Annotated in this window: 18 protein-coding genes; 12 read left to right on the forward strand and 6 right to left on the reverse strand. The window is 44.5% G+C overall.

Going from position 1 to position 18,404, the window contains the following annotated elements:
• The first annotated feature begins 53 nt into the window (after window positions 1-53).
• The 5 genes from yknW to JOJ89_RS08290 all read left to right on the forward strand — a co-directional run bounded on the left by yknW (window position 54) and on the right by JOJ89_RS08290 (window position 4,660).
• The gene (yknW, locus tag JOJ89_RS08270; protein WP_051827071.1) at window positions 54-761 is read left to right on the forward strand and encodes a YknW family membrane protein; all 708 of its coding nucleotides are present in this window, start codon (window positions 54-56) and stop codon (window positions 759-761) included.
• Window positions 758-1,882, forward strand: a complete 1,125-nt coding sequence (locus tag JOJ89_RS08275) for an efflux RND transporter periplasmic adaptor subunit (protein ID WP_203290084.1) — start codon at window positions 758-760, stop codon at window positions 1,880-1,882. Before yknW ends, JOJ89_RS08275 begins: the two co-directional genes overlap by 4 nt.
• A complete protein-coding gene (locus JOJ89_RS08280; RefSeq protein ID WP_029285256.1) occupies window positions 1,879-2,565 on the forward strand; it encodes an ABC transporter ATP-binding protein in 687 nt (228 codons plus the stop codon). Before JOJ89_RS08275 ends, JOJ89_RS08280 begins: the two co-directional genes overlap by 4 nt.
• Window positions 2,562-3,755 carry an ABC transporter permease gene (locus tag JOJ89_RS08285; RefSeq protein ID WP_029565517.1) on the forward strand — a complete coding sequence of 398 codons (1,194 nt, stop codon included), beginning with the start codon at window positions 2,562-2,564 and terminating at the stop codon, window positions 3,753-3,755. The genes JOJ89_RS08280 and JOJ89_RS08285 overlap by 4 nt, the downstream gene beginning before the upstream one ends.
• Window positions 3,756-4,033: 278 nt before the next feature.
• Window positions 4,034-4,660 carry a YdcF family protein gene (locus JOJ89_RS08290; protein ID WP_029285252.1) on the forward strand — a complete coding sequence of 209 codons (627 nt, stop codon included), beginning with the start codon at window positions 4,034-4,036 and terminating at the stop codon, window positions 4,658-4,660.
• Between the two features lie 14 nt (window positions 4,661-4,674).
• Here JOJ89_RS08290 and JOJ89_RS08295 read toward each other — a convergent pair whose 3' ends face one another.
• Window positions 4,675-5,322 (reverse strand): LysE family transporter, encoded by a 648-nt coding sequence (locus JOJ89_RS08295; RefSeq protein ID WP_081870131.1) that lies wholly within the window; start codon window positions 5,320-5,322, stop codon window positions 4,675-4,677.
• Between the two features lie 194 nt (window positions 5,323-5,516).
• Between JOJ89_RS08295 and lepB the strand changes: the two genes are divergently transcribed.
• From lepB to JOJ89_RS08310, 3 genes are all read left to right on the forward strand, one after another.
• Window positions 5,517-6,068, forward strand: coding sequence for a signal peptidase I (gene lepB, locus JOJ89_RS08300; RefSeq protein ID WP_203290085.1), 552 nt, complete (start codon window positions 5,517-5,519; stop codon window positions 6,066-6,068).
• 69 nt (window positions 6,069-6,137) lie between these two features.
• Entirely contained in the window at window positions 6,138-7,061 is a 924-nt protein-coding gene (locus tag JOJ89_RS08305) for a DUF4349 domain-containing protein (protein ID WP_203290086.1), read from the forward strand.
• Between the two features lie 56 nt (window positions 7,062-7,117).
• A complete protein-coding gene (locus tag JOJ89_RS08310) occupies window positions 7,118-7,480 on the forward strand; it encodes a DUF1499 domain-containing protein (protein WP_203290087.1) in 363 nt (120 codons plus the stop codon).
• A gap of 25 nt (window positions 7,481-7,505) precedes the next feature.
• On the opposite strand, the gene JOJ89_RS08315 is transcribed toward JOJ89_RS08310, so the two are convergent.
• Window positions 7,506-7,766 (reverse strand): hypothetical protein, encoded by a 261-nt coding sequence (locus JOJ89_RS08315; RefSeq protein WP_029285242.1) that lies wholly within the window; start codon window positions 7,764-7,766, stop codon window positions 7,506-7,508.
• Window positions 7,767-7,928: 162 nt separating this feature from the next.
• Here JOJ89_RS08315 and JOJ89_RS08320 point away from each other — a divergent pair, with 162 nt between their 5' ends.
• A complete protein-coding gene (locus JOJ89_RS08320) occupies window positions 7,929-9,548 on the forward strand; it encodes an ABC-F family ATP-binding cassette domain-containing protein (RefSeq protein WP_029285240.1) in 1,620 nt (539 codons plus the stop codon).
• 56 nt (window positions 9,549-9,604) lie between these two features.
• On the opposite strand, the gene JOJ89_RS08325 is transcribed toward JOJ89_RS08320, so the two are convergent.
• On the reverse strand, window positions 9,605-10,519 hold the full coding sequence (locus JOJ89_RS08325) for a CobW family GTP-binding protein (protein WP_029285239.1): 915 nt from the start codon (window positions 10,517-10,519) through the stop codon (window positions 9,605-9,607).
• 119 nt (window positions 10,520-10,638) lie between these two features.
• On the reverse strand, window positions 10,639-11,868 hold the full coding sequence (locus JOJ89_RS08330; RefSeq protein ID WP_203290088.1) for an aminopeptidase: 1,230 nt from the start codon (window positions 11,866-11,868) through the stop codon (window positions 10,639-10,641).
• Between the two features lie 160 nt (window positions 11,869-12,028).
• Between JOJ89_RS08330 and JOJ89_RS08335 the strand changes: the two genes are divergently transcribed.
• The 3 genes from JOJ89_RS08335 (at window position 12,029) to abc-f (ending at window position 16,109) form a co-directional block, all read left to right on the forward strand.
• Window positions 12,029-13,195 (forward strand): acyl-CoA dehydrogenase family protein, encoded by a 1,167-nt coding sequence (locus tag JOJ89_RS08335; protein WP_203290089.1) that lies wholly within the window; start codon window positions 12,029-12,031, stop codon window positions 13,193-13,195.
• A complete protein-coding gene (locus JOJ89_RS08340) occupies window positions 13,195-14,067 on the forward strand; it encodes an aminoglycoside phosphotransferase family protein (protein WP_242524706.1) in 873 nt (290 codons plus the stop codon). The genes JOJ89_RS08335 and JOJ89_RS08340 overlap by 1 nt, the downstream gene beginning before the upstream one ends.
• Window positions 14,068-14,348: 281 nt before the next feature.
• Window positions 14,349-16,109, forward strand: a complete 1,761-nt coding sequence (gene abc-f / locus JOJ89_RS08345; RefSeq protein ID WP_203290091.1) for a ribosomal protection-like ABC-F family protein — start codon at window positions 14,349-14,351, stop codon at window positions 16,107-16,109.
• Between the two features lie 42 nt (window positions 16,110-16,151).
• Here abc-f and JOJ89_RS08350 read toward each other — a convergent pair whose 3' ends face one another.
• Window positions 16,152-17,006 carry a VanW family protein gene (locus JOJ89_RS08350; protein WP_203290092.1) on the reverse strand — a complete coding sequence of 285 codons (855 nt, stop codon included), beginning with the start codon at window positions 17,004-17,006 and terminating at the stop codon, window positions 16,152-16,154.
• A gap of 264 nt (window positions 17,007-17,270) precedes the next feature.
• Window positions 17,271-18,278: a rod-share determining protein MreBH gene (mreBH, locus tag JOJ89_RS08355; protein WP_203290093.1), complete on the reverse strand. Its 1,008-nt coding sequence runs from the start codon at window positions 18,276-18,278 to the stop codon at window positions 17,271-17,273.
• Between the last annotated feature and the right edge of the window lie 126 nt (window positions 18,279-18,404).

Below are 18,404 nucleotides of genomic sequence, written 5' to 3' on the forward strand. Positions count from 1 at the left end.
TCTAATTCGCTCGTATTACTTACAGAATACATAAAAAATGGAGGTATATGGATATGGAACATCAAACGAATCCTGTTTTGGAAGGAAGCACACCGCCGCCGAAAAAACCATCATTATTCGGTATGATCATGAACCCGGGTGAACAATTCGAACGCATCCGCCAAAACCCTAAAGTACTTGCAGGTTTTCTTCTTGTTACGCTGATGATTTTAATTGGGACGGTGCTTACCGTTTTTCATACGCCGGCACTCACGGAAGATATGACAGGTGAAATCGGAATGTCATCTGAAGAAGCGGCCATGTTCACTACGGTGATGAGCGTTGTCGGCATAGTAGTAGCAGCTATAGGAAGCATTGTTGTTTTAATTATTATGGCTGCCATTACGCTGGCGATTGTGAAAATGGCCGGTTCAGCGGTTAAGTTTAAGCAAATTCTTTCTATGACAATCTATATTTCTTTTGTTACGTCAATCGGTACCCTGTTAAACGGACTTATTGCATTTTTCATTAAAGATGAGAATTATGTCAATCCTTATACAAGTGTCAACAGCATTGTCGGTGCTGAAGGCGGTCTTGGCGGTCTTTTAATGACAGTAGAAGTGTTTACAATCTGGGGTGTTGTTCTGACGGCGCTTGGACTTCAGAAAGTCGCAGGTCTTTCTAAAGCAGCTTCATGGACAATCGCCATTATCTTCTTTGCACTTGGAGCTGTGCTTGCTGTAGCCGGCGGAGTGCTGCAAGGACTGGTACCGGCAGCATGAAGAAAAAAGTCTGGATATCCATCGGAGTTGCAGCCATTATCGTATTGCTTGCAGGTGTGAATGTATACCGTGCCATGAATACAGAAGAGGTTAAAGTCAGCACAGTGAATCTATCAGACCGGGAGATCGTTTCAAATGTAATGGTTCCCGGCACACTTAAGTTTCAAAGCGAGCAATACATTTATCAGGAGCCTGAAAAAGGCCGGATTGCCGAAGTCCTGGTGAAAGAAGGGGATGCAGTTAAAGAAGGAACGCCTCTTCTTCGTTATGAAAATGAACAGGCAGCACTTGAAAAAGAACAAAATATGCTGTCTATAGAATCAAGCTATCTTAAAATCAGCCAGCTGAAAAATCAGTTGGAGGATCTTGATGAAAAAGAAAAAGAGTTAGCAAATCAGACAGGTAAAAAAGAAGCAGAAAAAACCGTTGAAGCAGAGCGGGATCAGCTGAAGATGGAGCTTAAAATGGCAGACATCGAACTGCGCCAGCTGAATCTTCAGAAAGAAACAGTCCAAAAGCAGCTTGAGAATCTTGAAGTGAAAAGCGAGATGGCCGGCACTGTTATTGCGGTTGAAGATCAGCATGCACAGTCTGCAGACGGTACGCTGAAAGCGGTCATACATATTGCCAAAACAGATTCCTATATTGTCAGCGGAGTTCTGTCGGAATATGATTCTCTTAAAGTTGCCAAAGACCAGCCTGTAACCCTTCGTTCTGATGTGGTGACAGATGCTAAATGGAAGGGGAAAGTCAGTAAAATCGGCCTTCTGCCGGAAGTTGCAGCGGGAACGATGGGAACGGAAAATACAGCCGTTCAATACCCTGTTGAAGTCATCATTGAAGGCAGTGAAATGAAGGCAAAACCCGGTTTTAAGCTGATTATGGAAATTGAAACTGAAAAGCGGAACGTACAGACAGTGCCTGTAGATGCGGTCAAACAGGACGGTGAAGATTATTACGTCTATACAGTAGAAGACGGCAAAACAAAGAAGAAAACAGTTGAAATCGGTACGGCTTCCTCTGATTATATGGAAATCAAAGAAGGGCTGACAGATAAAGATCAAGTGGTGGCAAAACCCGAAGACAATCTTCTGAGCGGGACGGAAGTGACGGTCAAATGATCAGGCTCTCAGGCATCACAAAGAGCTACAAGGTCGGAAAAGAATCCTTCGACGTTCTGAAGAACATCAACCTTTTCATTGAAGAGGGGGAATTCATCTCGATCATGGGGCCGTCCGGTTCAGGCAAGTCAACGCTGATGAACATCATCGGCTGTCTGGACCGGCCGTCAGAAGGCCAATACTTCCTCGACGGGACAGATGTGGCAGGCTATCAGGATTCAGAGCTTGCAGGCGTGCGCAATCTCTCCATCGGATTTGTCTTTCAGCAGTTTCAGCTTCTTCCGAGACTTACAGCCCTTAAAAACGTTGAATTGCCCATGGTTTATGCCGGCGTTAAAAAGAAGGAGCGGGAGGAAAGAGCAAGACTTGCGCTTGAAAAGGTCGGTCTTTCAGAGCGGATCAATCATCTACCGAATGAACTGTCAGGGGGGCAAAAACAGCGTGTTGCCATCGCCCGTTCCATCGTCAATCAGCCCCGTCTGATTCTTGCTGACGAACCGACAGGCGCTTTAGATACGAAAACGAGTGTATCGATCATGGAGCAATTTGCCGCCCTTAATCTGGAAGGCACGACTGTCATAATCGTCACCCATGAACAGGAAGTAGCCGACTATACAAAGAGGGTCATTATGGTCAGAGACGGTGAAATTACCTCTCACGGAGCAGAAAGGAGAAACGCATGAGCTTTATTGAAAACATAAGAATGGCGTTCTCCTCTGTTCTCGCTCATAAACTCCGGTCGATCTTAACAATGCTTGGCATCATTATCGGGGTTGCATCTGTTATTTTAGTTGTAGCCATCGGCCAGGGCGGCGAGCAAATGCTTAAATCACAGTTCACCGGTACCAGCAATACGATCGAAGTCTTTTACCAGCCAAGTGAAGAAGAAATGCAATCAGACCCAAACGCGTATATGAAGTCCGCTTTTGACCAGTCAGATATTAATGACATGGCCAGCATTCCGGAAGTTGAAAAGGTTGTTGCTTCAAGCTCTGAGTTCATGCCGGTGCGTCATAAAGAGGAAACGGCCGATACGTCGATTTTCAGCATTAATCAGGCCTATATTGAAGTAAATCAGCTGAAGATCGAATCTGGAAGAAATCTGATGGAAGCTGATTTTATCGGAGGCGAAAGGGCCGGAATTATCAGCCAGGAGACGAAAAAAGAGCTCTTCAAAGACACTGACCCGATTGGGGAAATTGTCTGGATCAGCGGTCAGCCGTTTGAAATTGTCGGAGTGCTTGAAAAACCGGAGGGGCTGTTTTCGTTCGGTTCAATGGAAATCTACATCCCGTCCAATACATATCGCGCTTCTTTCGGCAAATCTGATTTTAATCAGGTGACGCTGCAGGCAAAAGACGCAGAAAGCCTGCAGGAAGCAGGAAAAAAAGCCACCTCCATGCTCAATCAAAAACATGATACGGAAGATTCCTACCAAGTGTTTAATATGGAAGAGATTGCAGAAGGAATTGGTCAGGTAACCAGAATCATGACCCTGATCATTGGTTCAATCGCAGGCATCTCACTGTTTGTCGGCGGAATTGGCGTCATGAACATCATGCTCGTATCCGTCACAGAGAGAACCCGGGAAATCGGCATAAGAAAAGCGCTTGGGGCAACAAAGCGTCAGATCCTGACCCAGTTTCTCATCGAATCCATCACACTGACCCTCATTGGAGGCATCATTGGCATCCTCCTCGGTGCAGGAGGAGCTTCACTCGTCTCCGTATTCGCCGGATGGCCGTCACTCGTATCCTGGCAAGTCGTCCTGGGAGGACTCGCATTCTCAATGGTCATAGGCATCATATTCGGCATGCTGCCCGCAAACAAAGCAGCAAGGCTTGATCCTATCGATTCCCTGCGTTATGAATAAACAAATTTTCTGGACGGATTTTGTTCAGGAATACTGAGAAAGTTTTAAGACACACCGACGAGCTCAAGCAATCGGTGTGTTTTTTTGAGTGCTTAAGCAGTCCAAATGACTGCTAGTGGACTGCAGCGGAAAGCAAGTGACTGGAGCGAAAGGGAACGGTGTTACAGCTGCTAAGCATCATCCATAAACAGGAAAATCCCAGAAAACCCTTGCTACGCGGTTGTGATGATGGTACAAAGGGAATAGAGATTTTATGTGCCACGAGATTGGAATGATGTATGATGAAACTTGCAGGAGCACTGCTAAAACTGACAATGATAGCGGTTATCGGACTGTTTCTTTATTCTTCAGCTAGCATATGGTTCTATGGAAACAAACACGATTCAGTCAAAACAGATGCAGCGGTAGTTCTTGGAGCAGCCGCCTGGGGAGAAGAACCGTCTCCTGTTTTTAAAGAACGCATCAATCATGCCATTAAACTGTACAAGGAAAAAAAGGTAGAGAAAATTATCTTTACTGGCGGCAAAGCGATTCAGACCGATCTGCCTGAATCTGTAGTCGGTAAAAACTATGCAGTCGATCAGGGTGTCCGCGAATCAGATATTTTAGTTGAGACAAGTTCCAGACTGACAGAAGACAATTTGAAATTCGCCTATGAAAAAGGGCAAAAAGCAGGCATTGAATCATATACCATCGTGAGTGATCCCTACCACATGAAGAGATCGGTGCTGCTTGCAGAAAAAATCGGGATGAACGTTTACTCATCTCCAACCACCACATCCGCATACAGAACATGGGAAACGAAACTTCCCGTTTACTCAAAGGAAGTGCTGTTCTATGCAGGATATCTTGTTACGCTTCCATTTGAAATGATAAACAAAAAAGAGGAATTGCCCAGCGGGTAATTCCTCTTTTTTGTTTAAATAAGCAGCGCGAATAAATGTGAAAGCAAATAAAAACTGTAGCCAAGGAGATAAGCTCCGGCAGCAAATGTTACAGCTTTAAGAATCCATTCTTTCAAATAGTTTCTTAGAAAATGAACCGTCATTGCCACGTTGATATTCCATAAAATGATGCCTGCAATAATCAGCATGCTGTAGAGGAAGAGATACATGAAGGAGTGGCCGGGGCCAAGAGTTGTTAAACTTGAACCGTAAACACCGAGCCAGAAAATAAAAATAAACGGATTGGCGAGAGCAATCAATAATCCTGTCCAGTATGAACTTTTTTCGCCGGAAATCTCATCAGCATGTCTCAGCAGTTTTTTTTCAGACAGCGCGCTCATCATGCTATTAATGCCTAGCCTGGCCAATAGCAGAAAACCAGCCGCGCAAAGAAGATATGAAAAAAAAGGATGGGTAAGATAAACAGCAAGTCCGAGAAAAATAAGAAACATAAGGACCAGATCAATTGTGACCGCACCGAGTCCTACAAGCATGGAAGGCCAAAACCCCCCTTTAATTCCCCTCCGGATCATCTCAAGTTTAACAGGGCCGACCGGGGCAGCCAGACTGATGCCGAGTACAAGCGGTTTAATAATGAATAAAATCATCTCCAATTTGTTCATCTGCCTTTCAAGCCTTGTCCATAAAGTGTATTCAGAAGGCCGTCTTTTTCGTCCTTCATTTTTATAAAGACAGGAATTTTTTTACTTTAGAGGAATTTCACTTGCTTTCGGCAAACTTAACTGTTAATTACTTGCTTGTGTAGAATGTGTCTATTTAGAGGGCTTTAAGAGGACTGCAGAGGAGGTTATCGGTGATGAATTCAGTGAAGAAAAGGCATTTCATGATGGAATGGGGCAAGGCACTCCTTTTTGCAGCAGGAATAGCTCTTTTAATCAGACTGTTCTTGTTTGAGCCCTACATGGTGGAGGGTTCTTCGATGGATCCGACGCTTCATGACGGGGAGAGGCTGTTTGTTAACAAAGCGGTATATGTTTCTGGAGGAATAAGGCATGGAGATATTGTCATTATCAGCGGACAAGAGAAGGGTCTGCATTATGTGAAAAGGGTGATTGGATTACCGGGTGACACAGTGGAAGTGAGAGATCACAAGGTGCGTGTTAATGGACACCCCTCAGATGAACCGTATATTAAAATGAACGAGGAGAAGGCAGCGCAGCTTGGCACATACATTATGGAGGACTTTCCGCCAGTCAAAGTTCCAAAAGACGAGGTGTTTGTCATGGGCGATAACCGCGCGAACAGCATGGATTCACGAAATGGCCTCGGCAGCATTAAAATCAGCCGCATCGAAGGAAAAGCGGCATTCATTTTTTATCCTTTTGAAAAAATAAGGTCAACAAAATAATAGAAAGAATGTAACGAAATGGAAAACACTCTCGTCTAATCGTTTAAAGAAAAAGGGGAGTGTCAATCCATGAGAAAATTCTCGGTGTCTTTATTTATGATTATTTTAATTCTGATCGTCTCAGCCTGCAGCAGTTCAGAGGAATCAAAAATGGACAGCTCAGGAAGTTCATCAAAAGAAATGTCCAATGCCGACTTTGCGGAGAAATCCGAAAATCCTGCTCCTGAAGAAAAAACGGTGCAAAATGACAGCAAAACAGCCGCACCTGTTCCGCAGAACCGCAAAGTGATCTACACGGCTGACATGGCCGTGAGGGTGAAAAGCTATCAGGAAGCTGTGTCATCCATTCAGAAAACACTTGCTTCACTGGGCGGGTATGTGATGGAATCAAATACATATTCAGGGGAAGAAGACCAGCCGCAGGAAGGCATGCTGACCGTAAAAGTCCCTCAGGAAGCCTTTCAGTCATTCCTGAATACGATTGAAAAGGGAAGCATCAAGGTTGAAAACCAAACGGTTTCAGGGCAGGATGTAACGGAGGAATATGTGGATTTAGAATCAAGGCTGAAATCAAAAAAGACCGTTGAGGAGAGGCTGCTGAGCTTTATGAAAGAAGCTCAAAAAACGGAGGATCTCCTGAAAATTTCAAATGATTTAAGTGCTGTTCAGGAAGAAATTGAACAGCTGACAGGCAGAATCAATTACTTGAACAATCAAACGGCATTCGCCACCGTTTCCATTCATCTCTCAGAAAATAAAATCAATGTGCCGGGCCTTGAGAATGAAAACCTGAATACGTGGCAGAAAACAAAACAGCAGTTCATGGAAAGCATAAATACCCTTCTGTCAGCAGGTTCAGCCATCATCGTCTTTACAGCCGGAAACTTGCCTGTCCTTGCCGTTCTCTTCCTTGCAGGCTTTGCCATATGGCTCGCTGTTAAAAAACGCATGAACAGGAACAATCCGGCACCTCCGGCTGATATGGGCGACTGATTAGGCGTTTTCTTTTTTCTCAGATTGGGAAAAAGAAGGAAAAGGCGGGATGAATAATGACAATAAAAGCATGTTCAAAGCTGACAAAAAATTGTGTGTCAACGGTAAATGAAAAAGGCGGGAGCAGCATGAATCCCATTTCGTATTCATGCAGTGCGTCTGAAGCGATGAATCACCTGCGCAATGTTCTTTTTTCCATGAAAGGCGCTGAGATTGCAGAGCAGAGCGGTACGCGGCTGCATGCAGTATTCACGTCAGATAAGCTGAAATTTAAAGACGATGTACATTTTGAATTGGACGATAAAGCGAAAAGCATTCATTTTAAATCGTCCTCCAGAACAGGCTACTATGACTTTGGCGTTAACCGCAGGCGCATGGAGGAGATTGAGGAGAGATTTAAAAAAGAATCCGGAACATAAAAAATCAGACAGCTGTCTGATTTTTTTACGTATAGATGAGAGTTAAGATCAGCATGGTGATAAAAACAGAACCGATAATCCCAAGGATTGTTTTTGGAAACGATACTCTGTCATCTATTTTTCCAAGCCGGGTGAGAATCTTTTTGCTGAAAAAATGCACAAGCAGATAAATGATCACAAGACCAATGAAAAAGGTCATATTGCTTGTTTTGAATCCCGTATATGCGAGGAAGAGCCCCGTAAAGAAGATATACAGAGAATATTCCATAAGAGTCAGTAATTTCATAGCAAATACCTCCGTGATGTACTGAACATAATCCTACCATAAAAAACGGAAATTCAACATGTCAGGACTGTGAACATTGAATTCAGATTCTGTATGCATATTTTTTTCTGCCGGTTCGTGTTATAATTTTGTAGATATTGTATAGATGGAGGCTTAACTTTAATGATAACAGTAAGCAATGTAGGATTGCGCTATGGTGACCGCAAACTTTTTGAAGATGTTAATATAAAATTCACACCGGGAAACTGCTACGGATTAATTGGGGCAAACGGTGCAGGCAAATCAACATTTATTAAAATTCTCTCCGGAGAAATTGAAGCACAGTCAGGGAACGTAAGCATGGGACCTGGAGAGCGTCTTGCTGTCCTGAAACAGAACCACTTCGAGTATGAGGAAATTGAAGTGATGCAGGTCGTCATTATGGGCCATGCACGTCTGTATGAAGTGATGCAGGAGAAGGATGCAATCTACATGAAAGCTGATTTCTCAGATGAAGACGGCATGCGTGCGGCTGAGCTGGAAGGCGAATTTGCCGAGCTTAACGGATGGGAAGCAGAAAGTGAAGCTGCCATTCTTTTAAAAGGACTTGGCATCACTGAAGATCTTCATACGAAGAAAATGGCAGATCTTGCTGGCGGAGACAAAGTGAAGGTTCTTCTTGCACAGGCTCTCTTCGGCAAACCGGATGTTCTACTTCTGGATGAGCCTACTAACCACCTTGACATCAAGGCGATTCAATGGCTTGAAGAATTCCTGATCAACTTTGAGAATACGGTCATCGTTGTATCCCATGACCGTCATTTCCTAAACAAAGTATGTACTCATATCGCTGACCTTGACTACGGAAAAATCCAGCTGTATGTCGGAAACTATGACTTCTGGTACGAATCAAGCCAGCTGGCTTCCCGCATGGCTTCGGATGCGAACAAGAAAAAAGAAGAAAAAATCAAAGAACTTCAGGCGTTCATTGCACGCTTCAGTGCGAATGCATCAAAGTCCAAGCAGGCTACTTCAAGAAAGAAACTGCTTGATAAAATTTCTCTTGATGACATCAGACCTTCATCAAGACGCTATCCGTATGTCGGATTTTCACCTGAGCGCGAAATCGGGAATGATGTTCTTCGTGTAGACGGCATTTCTAAAACGATTGACGGCGTGAAAGTACTTGATAATGTCAGCTTTATCATGAACAAAGAGGACAAAATTGCGTTAGTCGGCCGCGACGAAATCGCGATTACAACGCTCTTCAAAATTCTGATGGGTGAAATGGAGCCGGACAGCGGAACGTTTAAATGGGGTATTACAACGTCCCAGGCCTATTTCCCGAAAGACAACAGCGAGTTCTTTGAAGGTGTCGACATGAACCTTGTTGACTGGCTCCGCCAATATTCGCCGAATGACCAAAGCGAGAGCTTCCTTCGAGGTTTCCTCGGCAGAATGCTGTTCTCAGGGGAAGAAGTGCTTAAAAAAGCAAGCGTTCTGTCCGGAGGAGAAAAAGTACGCTGCATGCTTTCAAAAATGATGCTAAGCAGCTCAAATATCCTGCTTCTTGACGAACCTACGAACCACTTGGATCTTGAGTCGATTACAGCACTGAACAACGGTCTTATTGCCTTCAAAGGCGCTATGATCTTTACGTCCCATGACCATCAGTTTGTACAGACGATTGCCAACCGCATCATTGAGGTTACTCCAAACGGCGTTGTCGACAAGCAAATGACGTATGATGAGTACCTTGAAAATGAAGATGTTCAAAAACAAGTACAAGGGATGTACGCATAATTTTGCGGCGCCAGAAATAGAAAAAATCGTCCTGCAGCTCGTGCAGGACGATTTTTTTATTGCTGAAGTCTGTCCAGTTCCTGTTTCAGCCAGTGGTGATCCAGGTTTTCTCCAATAAAGACAAGGGTTTTTTTCATTTTGACAGGTTCTTTCATGTAAAGCGGCATCCCGTAGGAATACTGAAAAAGATACGTTTCCGCCGAGCGGGTGAAAGCGACATAGCCTTTTACCCGGTAGATCGTATCAGGCATCGTTCGAAGGAAGTTCTCAAATGAGTCAAAATCAATCGGACCCGTAAAGGTATGAACATACGTCTTTAAATGCAGATGATGCTCGACATGAGTCTCTTCGTGCTCACGTCTCTTCATGCGTGTCACTTGCTGAAAATCACTCAGGCGGACGGATGCAAACTGGGTAAGCAGTACCTTCGATGCAGGAGCTATGTTCTGAATATCCATTACAAGGGAGGCCTGCTCAGAATCTGATAAGGCATCGATTTTATTAAGTAGCACAACATCTGCATGGTGAATTTGCTCCTGAAGCAGTTTCTGAAGCTGAATGCTGAGACCGGTACGGTCGTGATAGCGGGGGCCGTCAACAAGGGTGACAATGGCACCGATGGCAAGTTTGTCTGCAAAAACAGGAGACAAACAGGCGTCAAGGACTTCTATAGGGTGCGCTGCACCTGTCGTCTCAATATAGATGGCATCAAGCTCATACTGGGAAAGCATGCCTTGAAGCTGTGCTTCAAGCTGTCCCTGCATCGTGCAGCAGACGCACCCGTTGAGCAGTTCTTTCAGCGGAATATCATCAGAAACAGCATCCGAATCTATGGATATTTTACCGAGCTCATTCATCACGACGGCAATTTTTCTTCCGTTTTCTTGTTCCTGTTTCAGAATGTTTTTTAATAGAGTGGTTTTCCCTGCCCCTAAAAATCCGGACAGAATGTAGACTTCTACAGATTTCATATCATGTACGCTCCGTTCTTTAAGCTATTTTTCTATGGTACATGAAGGCTGCATGCAGCGTCAATTCCATTAAAAGAAACCTGCACGGATGCCATGCAGGTTTGGTGAATCCGGTTGAATTAAATAGACCATGTTCCTTTTCTGAAAATCGGTTCGCTTGTGCCGTCTTCAAGAATGCCGTCAATATCCATCTCTTCAGAGCCAATCATAAAGTCAACATGAGTGATGCTCGAGTTGACGCCGTTCTTCTCAAGCTCTTCGCGGGACATTTTTTTTCCGCCCTCAATGCAGAAAGCATACGCATTGCCGATTGCCAGATGGTTCGACGCGTTTTCATCAAACAGCGTATTATAGAAAAGTACATTCGACATTGAGATCGGGGAGTCATGAGGCACGAGAGCAACTTCGCCAAGGTAGTGAGATCCCTCATCAGTAGCGACAAGCTCCTTCAAAATCTCTTCGCCCTCTTCTGCTTTCACATCGGTAATTCTCCCGTTTTCAAACGTGATGGAGAAGTTGTCGATCAAGTTGCCGCCATAGCTTAACGGCTTTGTACTCGCCACTGTACCGTTTACGCCTTCTTTTGCAGGGACCGTAAACACTTCCTCTGTCGGCATATTGGCCATAAAGTCATGACCTTGTTCATTTGTGCTGCCTGCGCCGATCCAAAGATGTTTTTCAGGAAGCTCAATCGTTAAATCGGTTCCTTCTGCACGGTAGTGAAGTTTTTTATATTTTTTGCCGTTTAAATATTCGACTTTGCTGTTCAGTGAGCGGTCATGTTCTTTCCATGCGGAAACAGGATCTTCAAGATCAGTGCGTGTTGCTTTAAAAATAGCATCCCACAGGAGGTCAACTGCCTGGTCTCCTGCATCAGGGAAAACCTTTGCCGCCCACTTTTCAGAAGGAACAGCAATGACAGACCAGCTCACTTTGTCTGCCTGTATGTAATTTCTGTAGGTTGAAAGCGCCGTTCCAGCAGCTTTTGAATTCGCCGCGATGCGTTTTGAATCAATGCCTTTCAGCAAATCCGGTGATGATGAAACGATGGACATGAACGCAGCACCGCCTTCAGCCAGAGCTTCAAGCCCTTTCGCACGCCACTCAGGGAATTCGCTGAACGCTTCCATTGGAGCAAGCTCAAAACGGGCGCGCGTCACTTCATCGTCCGCCCAGTCAACCTGAACATGCTTCGCTCCTGTTTCATACGCTTTTCTGACGACAAGACGGACGAATTCCGCTGCATCGAGCGAAGCATTAATCACAAGCGTCTGTCCTTTTTGAATGTTTACCCCAACTTTAACGGCCAGCTCGGCATATTTTTCTAGATTACTTTGAAAAGAAGTCATTTGTTTAGCTCCTTATATAAGATTGGTTCTATTTTATCAGAACTGGCGGTTTTAGGAAATAAAAAAGACTGAGTATTCTATTTTCATCTGGGCTCAAACCGGAATTCTTTTCAAGCGGTGTATGAAAGAGATAAAATATAGTCAGAAAGAGGGTGGATGTATGCGGAATTCATCATTTATCAAGACAGATAAACAAAAACAGCTTGCCGCAAAGGCGGAGAAACTTGCTGAAACCTTTTCTGAGCGTGCGGAATATTATGACCGCCATGCGCTCTTTCCATTTGAAAACTTTGATGACTTAAAAAAAGCCGGATTTTTAACTTTATCCATTCCAGATACATACGGAGGGTCCGGACTTTCTCTTTATGACTTTGTTATGGTCCAGGAAATCCTGGCGCAGGGAGACGGACCGACAGCGCTGTCGCTTGGCTGGCATCTTGGCATTTTAATGAACATAAGAGAAACCGATAGATGGCCGGAAGAATTGTACGCTCAGATTTCCCGAGAAATCATACAGTTCGACAAAATCATCAACAGCGCTGCTTCCGAGCCGAACAGCGGCAGTCCTGTAAGAGGGGGAAAACCGGAAACAACGGCTGTCCGCAGGGGAAATAAGTGGGTCATCAACGGGAAAAAGATCTTTACATCGCTTGCCCCTGCCCTTGATTATTTTTTAATTACAGCAACAATAGAAGAATCCGGTGAAGTGGGAGAATTTATTATTCCGAAGGATTCAAAAGGACTTTCCATTATGGAAACGTGGGATACTCTTGGCATGAGAGGGACCAGAAGCGATGACCTCATTCTGGATGATGTTGTGCTCGATGATCAGGCGCTTGCTTCTTACCGTTCAAAACCTGCCAAAAAACCAATGCCCCAGGGCTGGCTCCTTCATATTCCGGCCTGTTATCTTGGAATCGCGATTGCCGCAAGAAATTTCGCAGTGGAGTTTGCGAAGAAACATCAGCCAAACAGTTTGGACCATCCGATTTCTGAGCTTCCTGAAGTCAGAAGAAAGACAGCCGAAATGGATTTAAAGCTTATGACGGCTAGACACCTTTTGTACGGCACAGCGGAAAAGTGGGATGAGAATCCCGATACGCGGCACACACTTTCAGCGGAACTGGCAGCTTCCAAAACGGTTGTAACGAACGCGGCCGTTGAAGTCGTTGATCTTGCAATGAGAATTGTCGGCGGGCAGAGCATCTTCCGCTCGCTTCCTATAGAACGCTATTACCGGGATGTAAGAGCCGGACTTCATAACCCTCCGGCAGATGACATTACCTATAAGCTCCTGGCCGACCAGGCATACAGTGAAGAATCGTGATGCTTCCTGAAACGTTCAGGCAGACAATCAGCGGCGTTCATGGTGAGAATGGAGATGTCTGGCTTCGGGATCTTCCTGACAGGCTTGCCGGTTGGGAGCGGAAATACGGCATCAGGATAGGCAAATTCTATCCAATGACCTTTCATTTTGTTGCTGAAGTGACGCTTAATGGCGGCGTGGAAGCGGTTATTAAAGCGGGATTGCCTGCTGATAAAGAGCTTATTAACGAAAAAAACGCCCTTACTGTTTTTGGAAGGGGCGCCGGAGTGATCAAGCTGCTTGAGGATCATACTGATGAAGGGTTTTTGCTGCTTGAAAAGGCAGTTCCGGGGACGGTCCTCTCAGACAGCATGGAGGATGAAAAAGCAGTCGCTGCTGCAGCGGCTGTGATGGGGCAAATTCGTGCGGATGACTGGGGCAGCATGCACTTTCCTCATTTAGCATACTGGTTTAAAGGTCTGGACCGTGCAGAAGATATTCCCGAAAGATACCTCAAAAAGGCATCTGCGATCGTAAAAGAGCTGCTGTCTGAAATGAATCATCCCACTCTTTTGCATGGAGACCTGCATCAGAATAATATACTCAGCCATTACGGGGAATGGAAAGCGATTGACCCCAAAGGCGTGATCGGCGAGAAGGAGTTTGAGGTGACCAGTTTTTGCAGAAACAATCTTTTTAGTAAGCAAAAGCCATTTGATATCCTTCAAACCAGGTTGTCTATATTTGAGAAAGAGACTGGACTTAACCTCAATAAAATGATCCGGTGGGGATACTGCGGAGCCGTTTTAAGCGCCTGCTGGTGCAAGGAAGATCATATGCCGTGCGCTGATGAAAATCTGAAACTCGCTGATTTGTATGAAAAACTGCTTTAAACATTCCATTTTTTGTTGACTTCTGATCAGAATACTGAATATACTAAAGTATAGTCTATTTTTGGAAAGGAAAAGGTGCTTGAAACAATGTGGAACTAATCTTATTTTCTAAACGTTTTTTGAATAAAGAAAAAACGGGACCTAGAGAATAGGATGAGTGTGCTCATTTTTCATACCATTTCCGAATTGAAAGGATTTTTCTGTGCATCTTTATGCCAGGTTCTTTCGGTTTCTTACATATGGTTGAAAATCCTCTCTAGGGCAAACTGGGAGGTTTTTTTATGGCTAAAAATAAACGGAACGAAAAAGCAATCGTGAAAATAAACGGACTGACAAAGCATTATGGAGATAAAGCGGTTTTCGAGAATGTCAGTTTTGACATCAGAGCAGGTGATCGTGCCGGTCTGGCAGGCTATAACGGTACGGGGAAAACAACACTTGCGAATTTGCTGTTTGGTGCACTCGAGCCTGACAAAGGCAGCATTACAAGGAAAGCCGATCTTAAAATTGGCTATTTACTGCAGTCAGTAGACTATTCGGTGCAGCATTTTAAAGACGCATTGAACAGCCAAGGGGATCAAACGATGCTTGAAGCAGCAGGCAGGCTTGGACTTCAAAAGGTGGCTGACTGGGAAGAGGAGCGGCTCCTGCATTTGAGCGGGGGAGAAAAGCTGAAGCTTGCTCTTGCTCAGGTCATTTCATCAAATCCGGACCTGCTGATTCTGGATGAACCGACCAATCATCTTGATTATCATGGCATTGAATGGCTGGCAGACTGGCTCCAAACATTCAAGGGAGCAGTACTGATCATATCCCACGACAGGCATTTTCTGGACCGGACCGTTTCACACATTTTTGAACTCCACAACAAAAAGCTAAAGGAGTTCAAAGGAAATTATACGGCGTACAGACAGGAAAAAAAGCGGCAGCTTGAGGAGCAAAAGCACGATTATGAAGAGCAGCAGCGTCATAAGGCGAAAATTGAGGGGCAAATGGAGAACCTGCGCAGCTGGTCTGAAAAGGCACACCGGAACTCAACAAAACAGGGAAGTCTGTCTGAGCGCAGGCAAATGGGCTACAAAGAATATCACCGGGCAAAAGCAAAAAAAATGGATGTGCAGGTGCGTTCTAAAATGAAAAGGCTGGAAGCCGAGCTTGTAAAAAATAAAGTTGAAAAGCCTCTTGAGGAAGCTGTTGTACAGTTTGAATTTGACGCTGCCGGAAAGAGGGGAAAACGGATTTTTGAAGCAAAAGGACTTCAAAAATCATTCGACGGCCGCACTCTGATTGAAAGCAGCCATTTTTACGTCAAACATGGAGAAAGAATAGGGATCATCGGGAGGAACGGTGCAGGAAAGACGACTCTCATACGAATACTTCAAGGAATTGAAGTGTTGTCCGGTGGAGAATTATGGAAGAGCCCCACATTGAAAATCGCCTGTCTGAGCCAGGATGTGGGCGACTTAAATGCGGATGAAAGTGTCCTGGATGCCATGCATGCAGTCGGCAGGGATAAGTTGCTAGAAGCGAGGACACTTCTTGCCAATATGGGGCTTAAAGAAGAGAAAATCAATGAGAAGATTGACTGCTTGAGTCTTGGCGAGAGAACCAGAGTCAAACTGGCCGGGCTCATCTTAAACGAATACGATTGTCTGATCCTGGATGAACCGACGAACCATCTCGATCTGCCAAGCAGGGAGCAGCTGGAGGAAACGCTGAGTCAGTTTGAAGGAACCCTCATCATCATCTCCCACGACAGATATTTTGTTGAAAAACTGTGCGATAAACTGCTGGTTTTTGAGAACGGCAGCATTAGAAGAGCTGATATGAGAATCGGTGAGTATTATTCAGCATTAAAGAATGGAAATACAGTAACTAATGACGATGAGGAAGAACTGCTGAAAGTGAATAACCGTCTGACAGCAGTAATAGGCAAGCTTAGCCTTATAAACAGGGATCATCCTGAATTCCAGGAATATGATAATGAATTTGCAAGGCTTATCCGCGAGAAAAATCTTCTTGAGAAACGCAAAAAAAGCTGAGACGGAATTCCGTCTCAGCTTTTTTTGGCTCCAGCGAGTTGTTTATTTTACTGCTTCAATGATCTGTACTTGAAGACTGCCGCTTGTGAGGTCTGTCATAGTCTTAATAATGACTGGATGGTCTTTGCTGTTCATAAACTTAAAATCATATCCGCCCCATGAAACGGTAGCATCCTTATTTATAGGAACATAGCCGACTTCTTTGGAATGGTGGTGAAGTTCAATGATTTCAAGTCCTGCCTGAGCCACTGCGTTGTACAGGGTGCTTGAAGTCTGGCATATTCCTCCGCCGATGCCTTCGACAAATTCTTTATTGACGATCTCCATTGCTTTTTGGTATCCGCGTGCAGGAGTCCGTTCGCCGACTGTCTGATTAAAAGCAAATCTGTCTCCGGGGCCAAGTACAATCTGGTCGATCGCATTTGCAGACAAAGCGATATTCATGCTCCTGCCCTTTACTGTAGCATTAAATGTCGTTCTGTAGGTTCCAATCACTTTCTGAGAAGCTCCGGTCAATGATTCTGCCGTAACGTTTGGTTGAGTTTCTGTAATCGGAAGGATAATTTCCCTGTCAAAAGCAGGAAGCGACTGCAGCTGCTGCAGCAATGCTTTTTCATCCAGAATAACTCTGCTTTGACCAGGTTCAAGCTGGCCGTTTCTTATTTTTGAAGGTGTCATTGGCCTGTCATACTGTCCGGCAAGCTCTTTCACAAGCTTTTGCATATTTTCCGCGTGGGCTGCTTTATCTGACAGAGGAGCGGCTTCGATGGTTTTGACTGCTTTGCCGTCCCTTGGGTCAATTAAGGCAAACTCCCGGCTGATTTCAGCAGCTTTTGCTGAGACCGCTTTGGCGCTGACGGCATTTTTAGCTGTCAGCAGCACCTCTTTTTCTCCCAATCCGCATCCGCTTAAACCTGCAGCAACAATTACAGCAATTAAAAAGCGTTTAATGATGTTCTCCCCCAGTTATCTATCATTTATTGTGAATCATACATTAGATAAGACGAAAAGGAAAGAGAAAAAGTTTCAAAAATTTGGAGAAAAAAAGAATATTTTGCTAAGGTTGAATTTGGAATTAATAAATGGTAGAATGAAATAAAAGAACATATGTTCTTATTTTGATGAGAAAAAGAACCGCTCAGGAAGCGGTCCGTTTTATGATTATTTAGAGACTTTCTGAAGCTTATGAATAACCTGCAGAGATCTGCCTGTTCCAATCGCCACAGATTCCAGAGGGTTTGGTGCAAGGTGAACTGGAACGACAATCTCTTCGCTCAGCCACTCCTGCATGCCTTTCATTAAAGCTCCTCCTCCTGTCAGAATCACACCGCGGTCTACGATATCACCGCTTAGTTCAGGCGGACAGTCTTCAAGTGTAGCGCGTATCGCTTCAAGAATGTGAAGCAGGGATTCTCTCATAGCGTTTTGCATTTCTGCAGATGACAGTGTAATCGTTTTTGGAAGTCCTGTCACCAGGTCACGGCCTCTGACATCCATATGAAGCTCTTCATGTTTGACAAGGGCATATCCGATTTCCATTTTGATGTTCTCCGCTGTGCGCTCACCGATCAGCAGGTTATAATTTTTGCGGACGTAGCCGATAATATCTTCATCAAGCTGATCTCCGCCAATTCTGATGGAATGGCATGATACGACACCGCCGAATGAAATAATGGCAACTTCAGTCGTACCGCCGCCGATATCAACAATCACATTTGCGATCGGTTCATCAACAGGCAGATCAGCGCCAATTGCAGCAGCAACCGGCTCTTCAATTAAATGAACAATCTTTGCGCCTGAATTCTTGACAGCATCGTGGATGGCGCGGCGCTCAACGCTTGTAGCGCCAGAAGGCGTGCACACGACAACGGTTGGTTTTCTGATTGAAAATCCAAGTTTCTTCGACGCTTTTCTCATAATTTGTTTAAGCATTTCTGTGGTCACATCATAATCAGCAATGACACCGTCTTTAAGAGGGCGTACAGCCACTATTTTACCAGGCGTTTTGCCGATCATGCTTTTTGCTTCCGTGCCGACGGCGAGTACATTTTTTGTAACAGTATCAATCGCCACTACGGACGGTTCGTTTAGAGCAATTCCTTTATCCTTGCTGTAGACAAGAATGTTTGCTGTGCCTAAATCAATTCCAATTTCAGAAGTAGAAAACATTTATCTTCACCCAATCCTCATAGATTTCGAGTCTTTCATAAGTATTCTGCAAAGAGTGTCGATTTATGGGGGCAGGATCAACTATTTCCTCATGAATTTTTTCGGTTTTTAAGGGCATACAAAGGA

It is taken from the genome of Metabacillus sp. cB07, assembly GCF_016839225.1.
In the GTDB taxonomy this organism is placed as follows: domain Bacteria; phylum Bacillota; class Bacilli; order Bacillales; family Bacillaceae; genus Bacillus_P; species Bacillus_P indicus.

Excerpts from the sequence above, each read along its gene's own strand:
- yknW (WP_051827071.1), top strand. The coding sequence starts at position 54 with ATGGAACATCAAACGAATCCTGTTTTGGAAGGAAGCACACCGCCGCCG.
- JOJ89_RS08275 (WP_203290084.1), top strand. The coding sequence starts at position 758 with ATGAAGAAAAAAGTCTGGATATCCATCGGAGTTGCAGCCATTATCGTA.
- JOJ89_RS08280 (WP_029285256.1), top strand. The coding sequence starts at position 1,879 with ATGATCAGGCTCTCAGGCATCACAAAGAGCTACAAGGTCGGAAAAGAA.
- JOJ89_RS08285 (WP_029565517.1), top strand. The coding sequence starts at position 2,562 with ATGAGCTTTATTGAAAACATAAGAATGGCGTTCTCCTCTGTTCTCGCT.
- JOJ89_RS08290 (WP_029285252.1), top strand. The coding sequence starts at position 4,034 with ATGATGAAACTTGCAGGAGCACTGCTAAAACTGACAATGATAGCGGTT.
- JOJ89_RS08295 (WP_081870131.1), bottom strand. The coding sequence starts at position 5,322 with ATGAACAAATTGGAGATGATTTTATTCATTATTAAACCGCTTGTACTC.
- lepB (WP_203290085.1), top strand. The coding sequence starts at position 5,517 with ATGAATTCAGTGAAGAAAAGGCATTTCATGATGGAATGGGGCAAGGCA.
- JOJ89_RS08305 (WP_203290086.1), top strand. The coding sequence starts at position 6,138 with ATGAGAAAATTCTCGGTGTCTTTATTTATGATTATTTTAATTCTGATC.
- JOJ89_RS08310 (WP_203290087.1), top strand. The coding sequence starts at position 7,118 with ATGACAATAAAAGCATGTTCAAAGCTGACAAAAAATTGTGTGTCAACG.
- JOJ89_RS08315 (WP_029285242.1), bottom strand. The coding sequence starts at position 7,766 with ATGAAATTACTGACTCTTATGGAATATTCTCTGTATATCTTCTTTACG.
- JOJ89_RS08320 (WP_029285240.1), top strand. The coding sequence starts at position 7,929 with ATGATAACAGTAAGCAATGTAGGATTGCGCTATGGTGACCGCAAACTT.
- JOJ89_RS08325 (WP_029285239.1), bottom strand. The coding sequence starts at position 10,519 with ATGAAATCTGTAGAAGTCTACATTCTGTCCGGATTTTTAGGGGCAGGG.
- JOJ89_RS08330 (WP_203290088.1), bottom strand. The coding sequence starts at position 11,868 with ATGACTTCTTTTCAAAGTAATCTAGAAAAATATGCCGAGCTGGCCGTT.
- JOJ89_RS08335 (WP_203290089.1), top strand. The coding sequence starts at position 12,029 with ATGCGGAATTCATCATTTATCAAGACAGATAAACAAAAACAGCTTGCC.
- JOJ89_RS08340 (WP_242524706.1), top strand. The coding sequence starts at position 13,195 with ATGCTTCCTGAAACGTTCAGGCAGACAATCAGCGGCGTTCATGGTGAG.
- abc-f (WP_203290091.1), top strand. The coding sequence starts at position 14,349 with ATGGCTAAAAATAAACGGAACGAAAAAGCAATCGTGAAAATAAACGGA.
- mreBH (WP_203290093.1), bottom strand. The coding sequence starts at position 18,278 with ATGTTTTCTACTTCTGAAATTGGAATTGATTTAGGCACAGCAAACATT.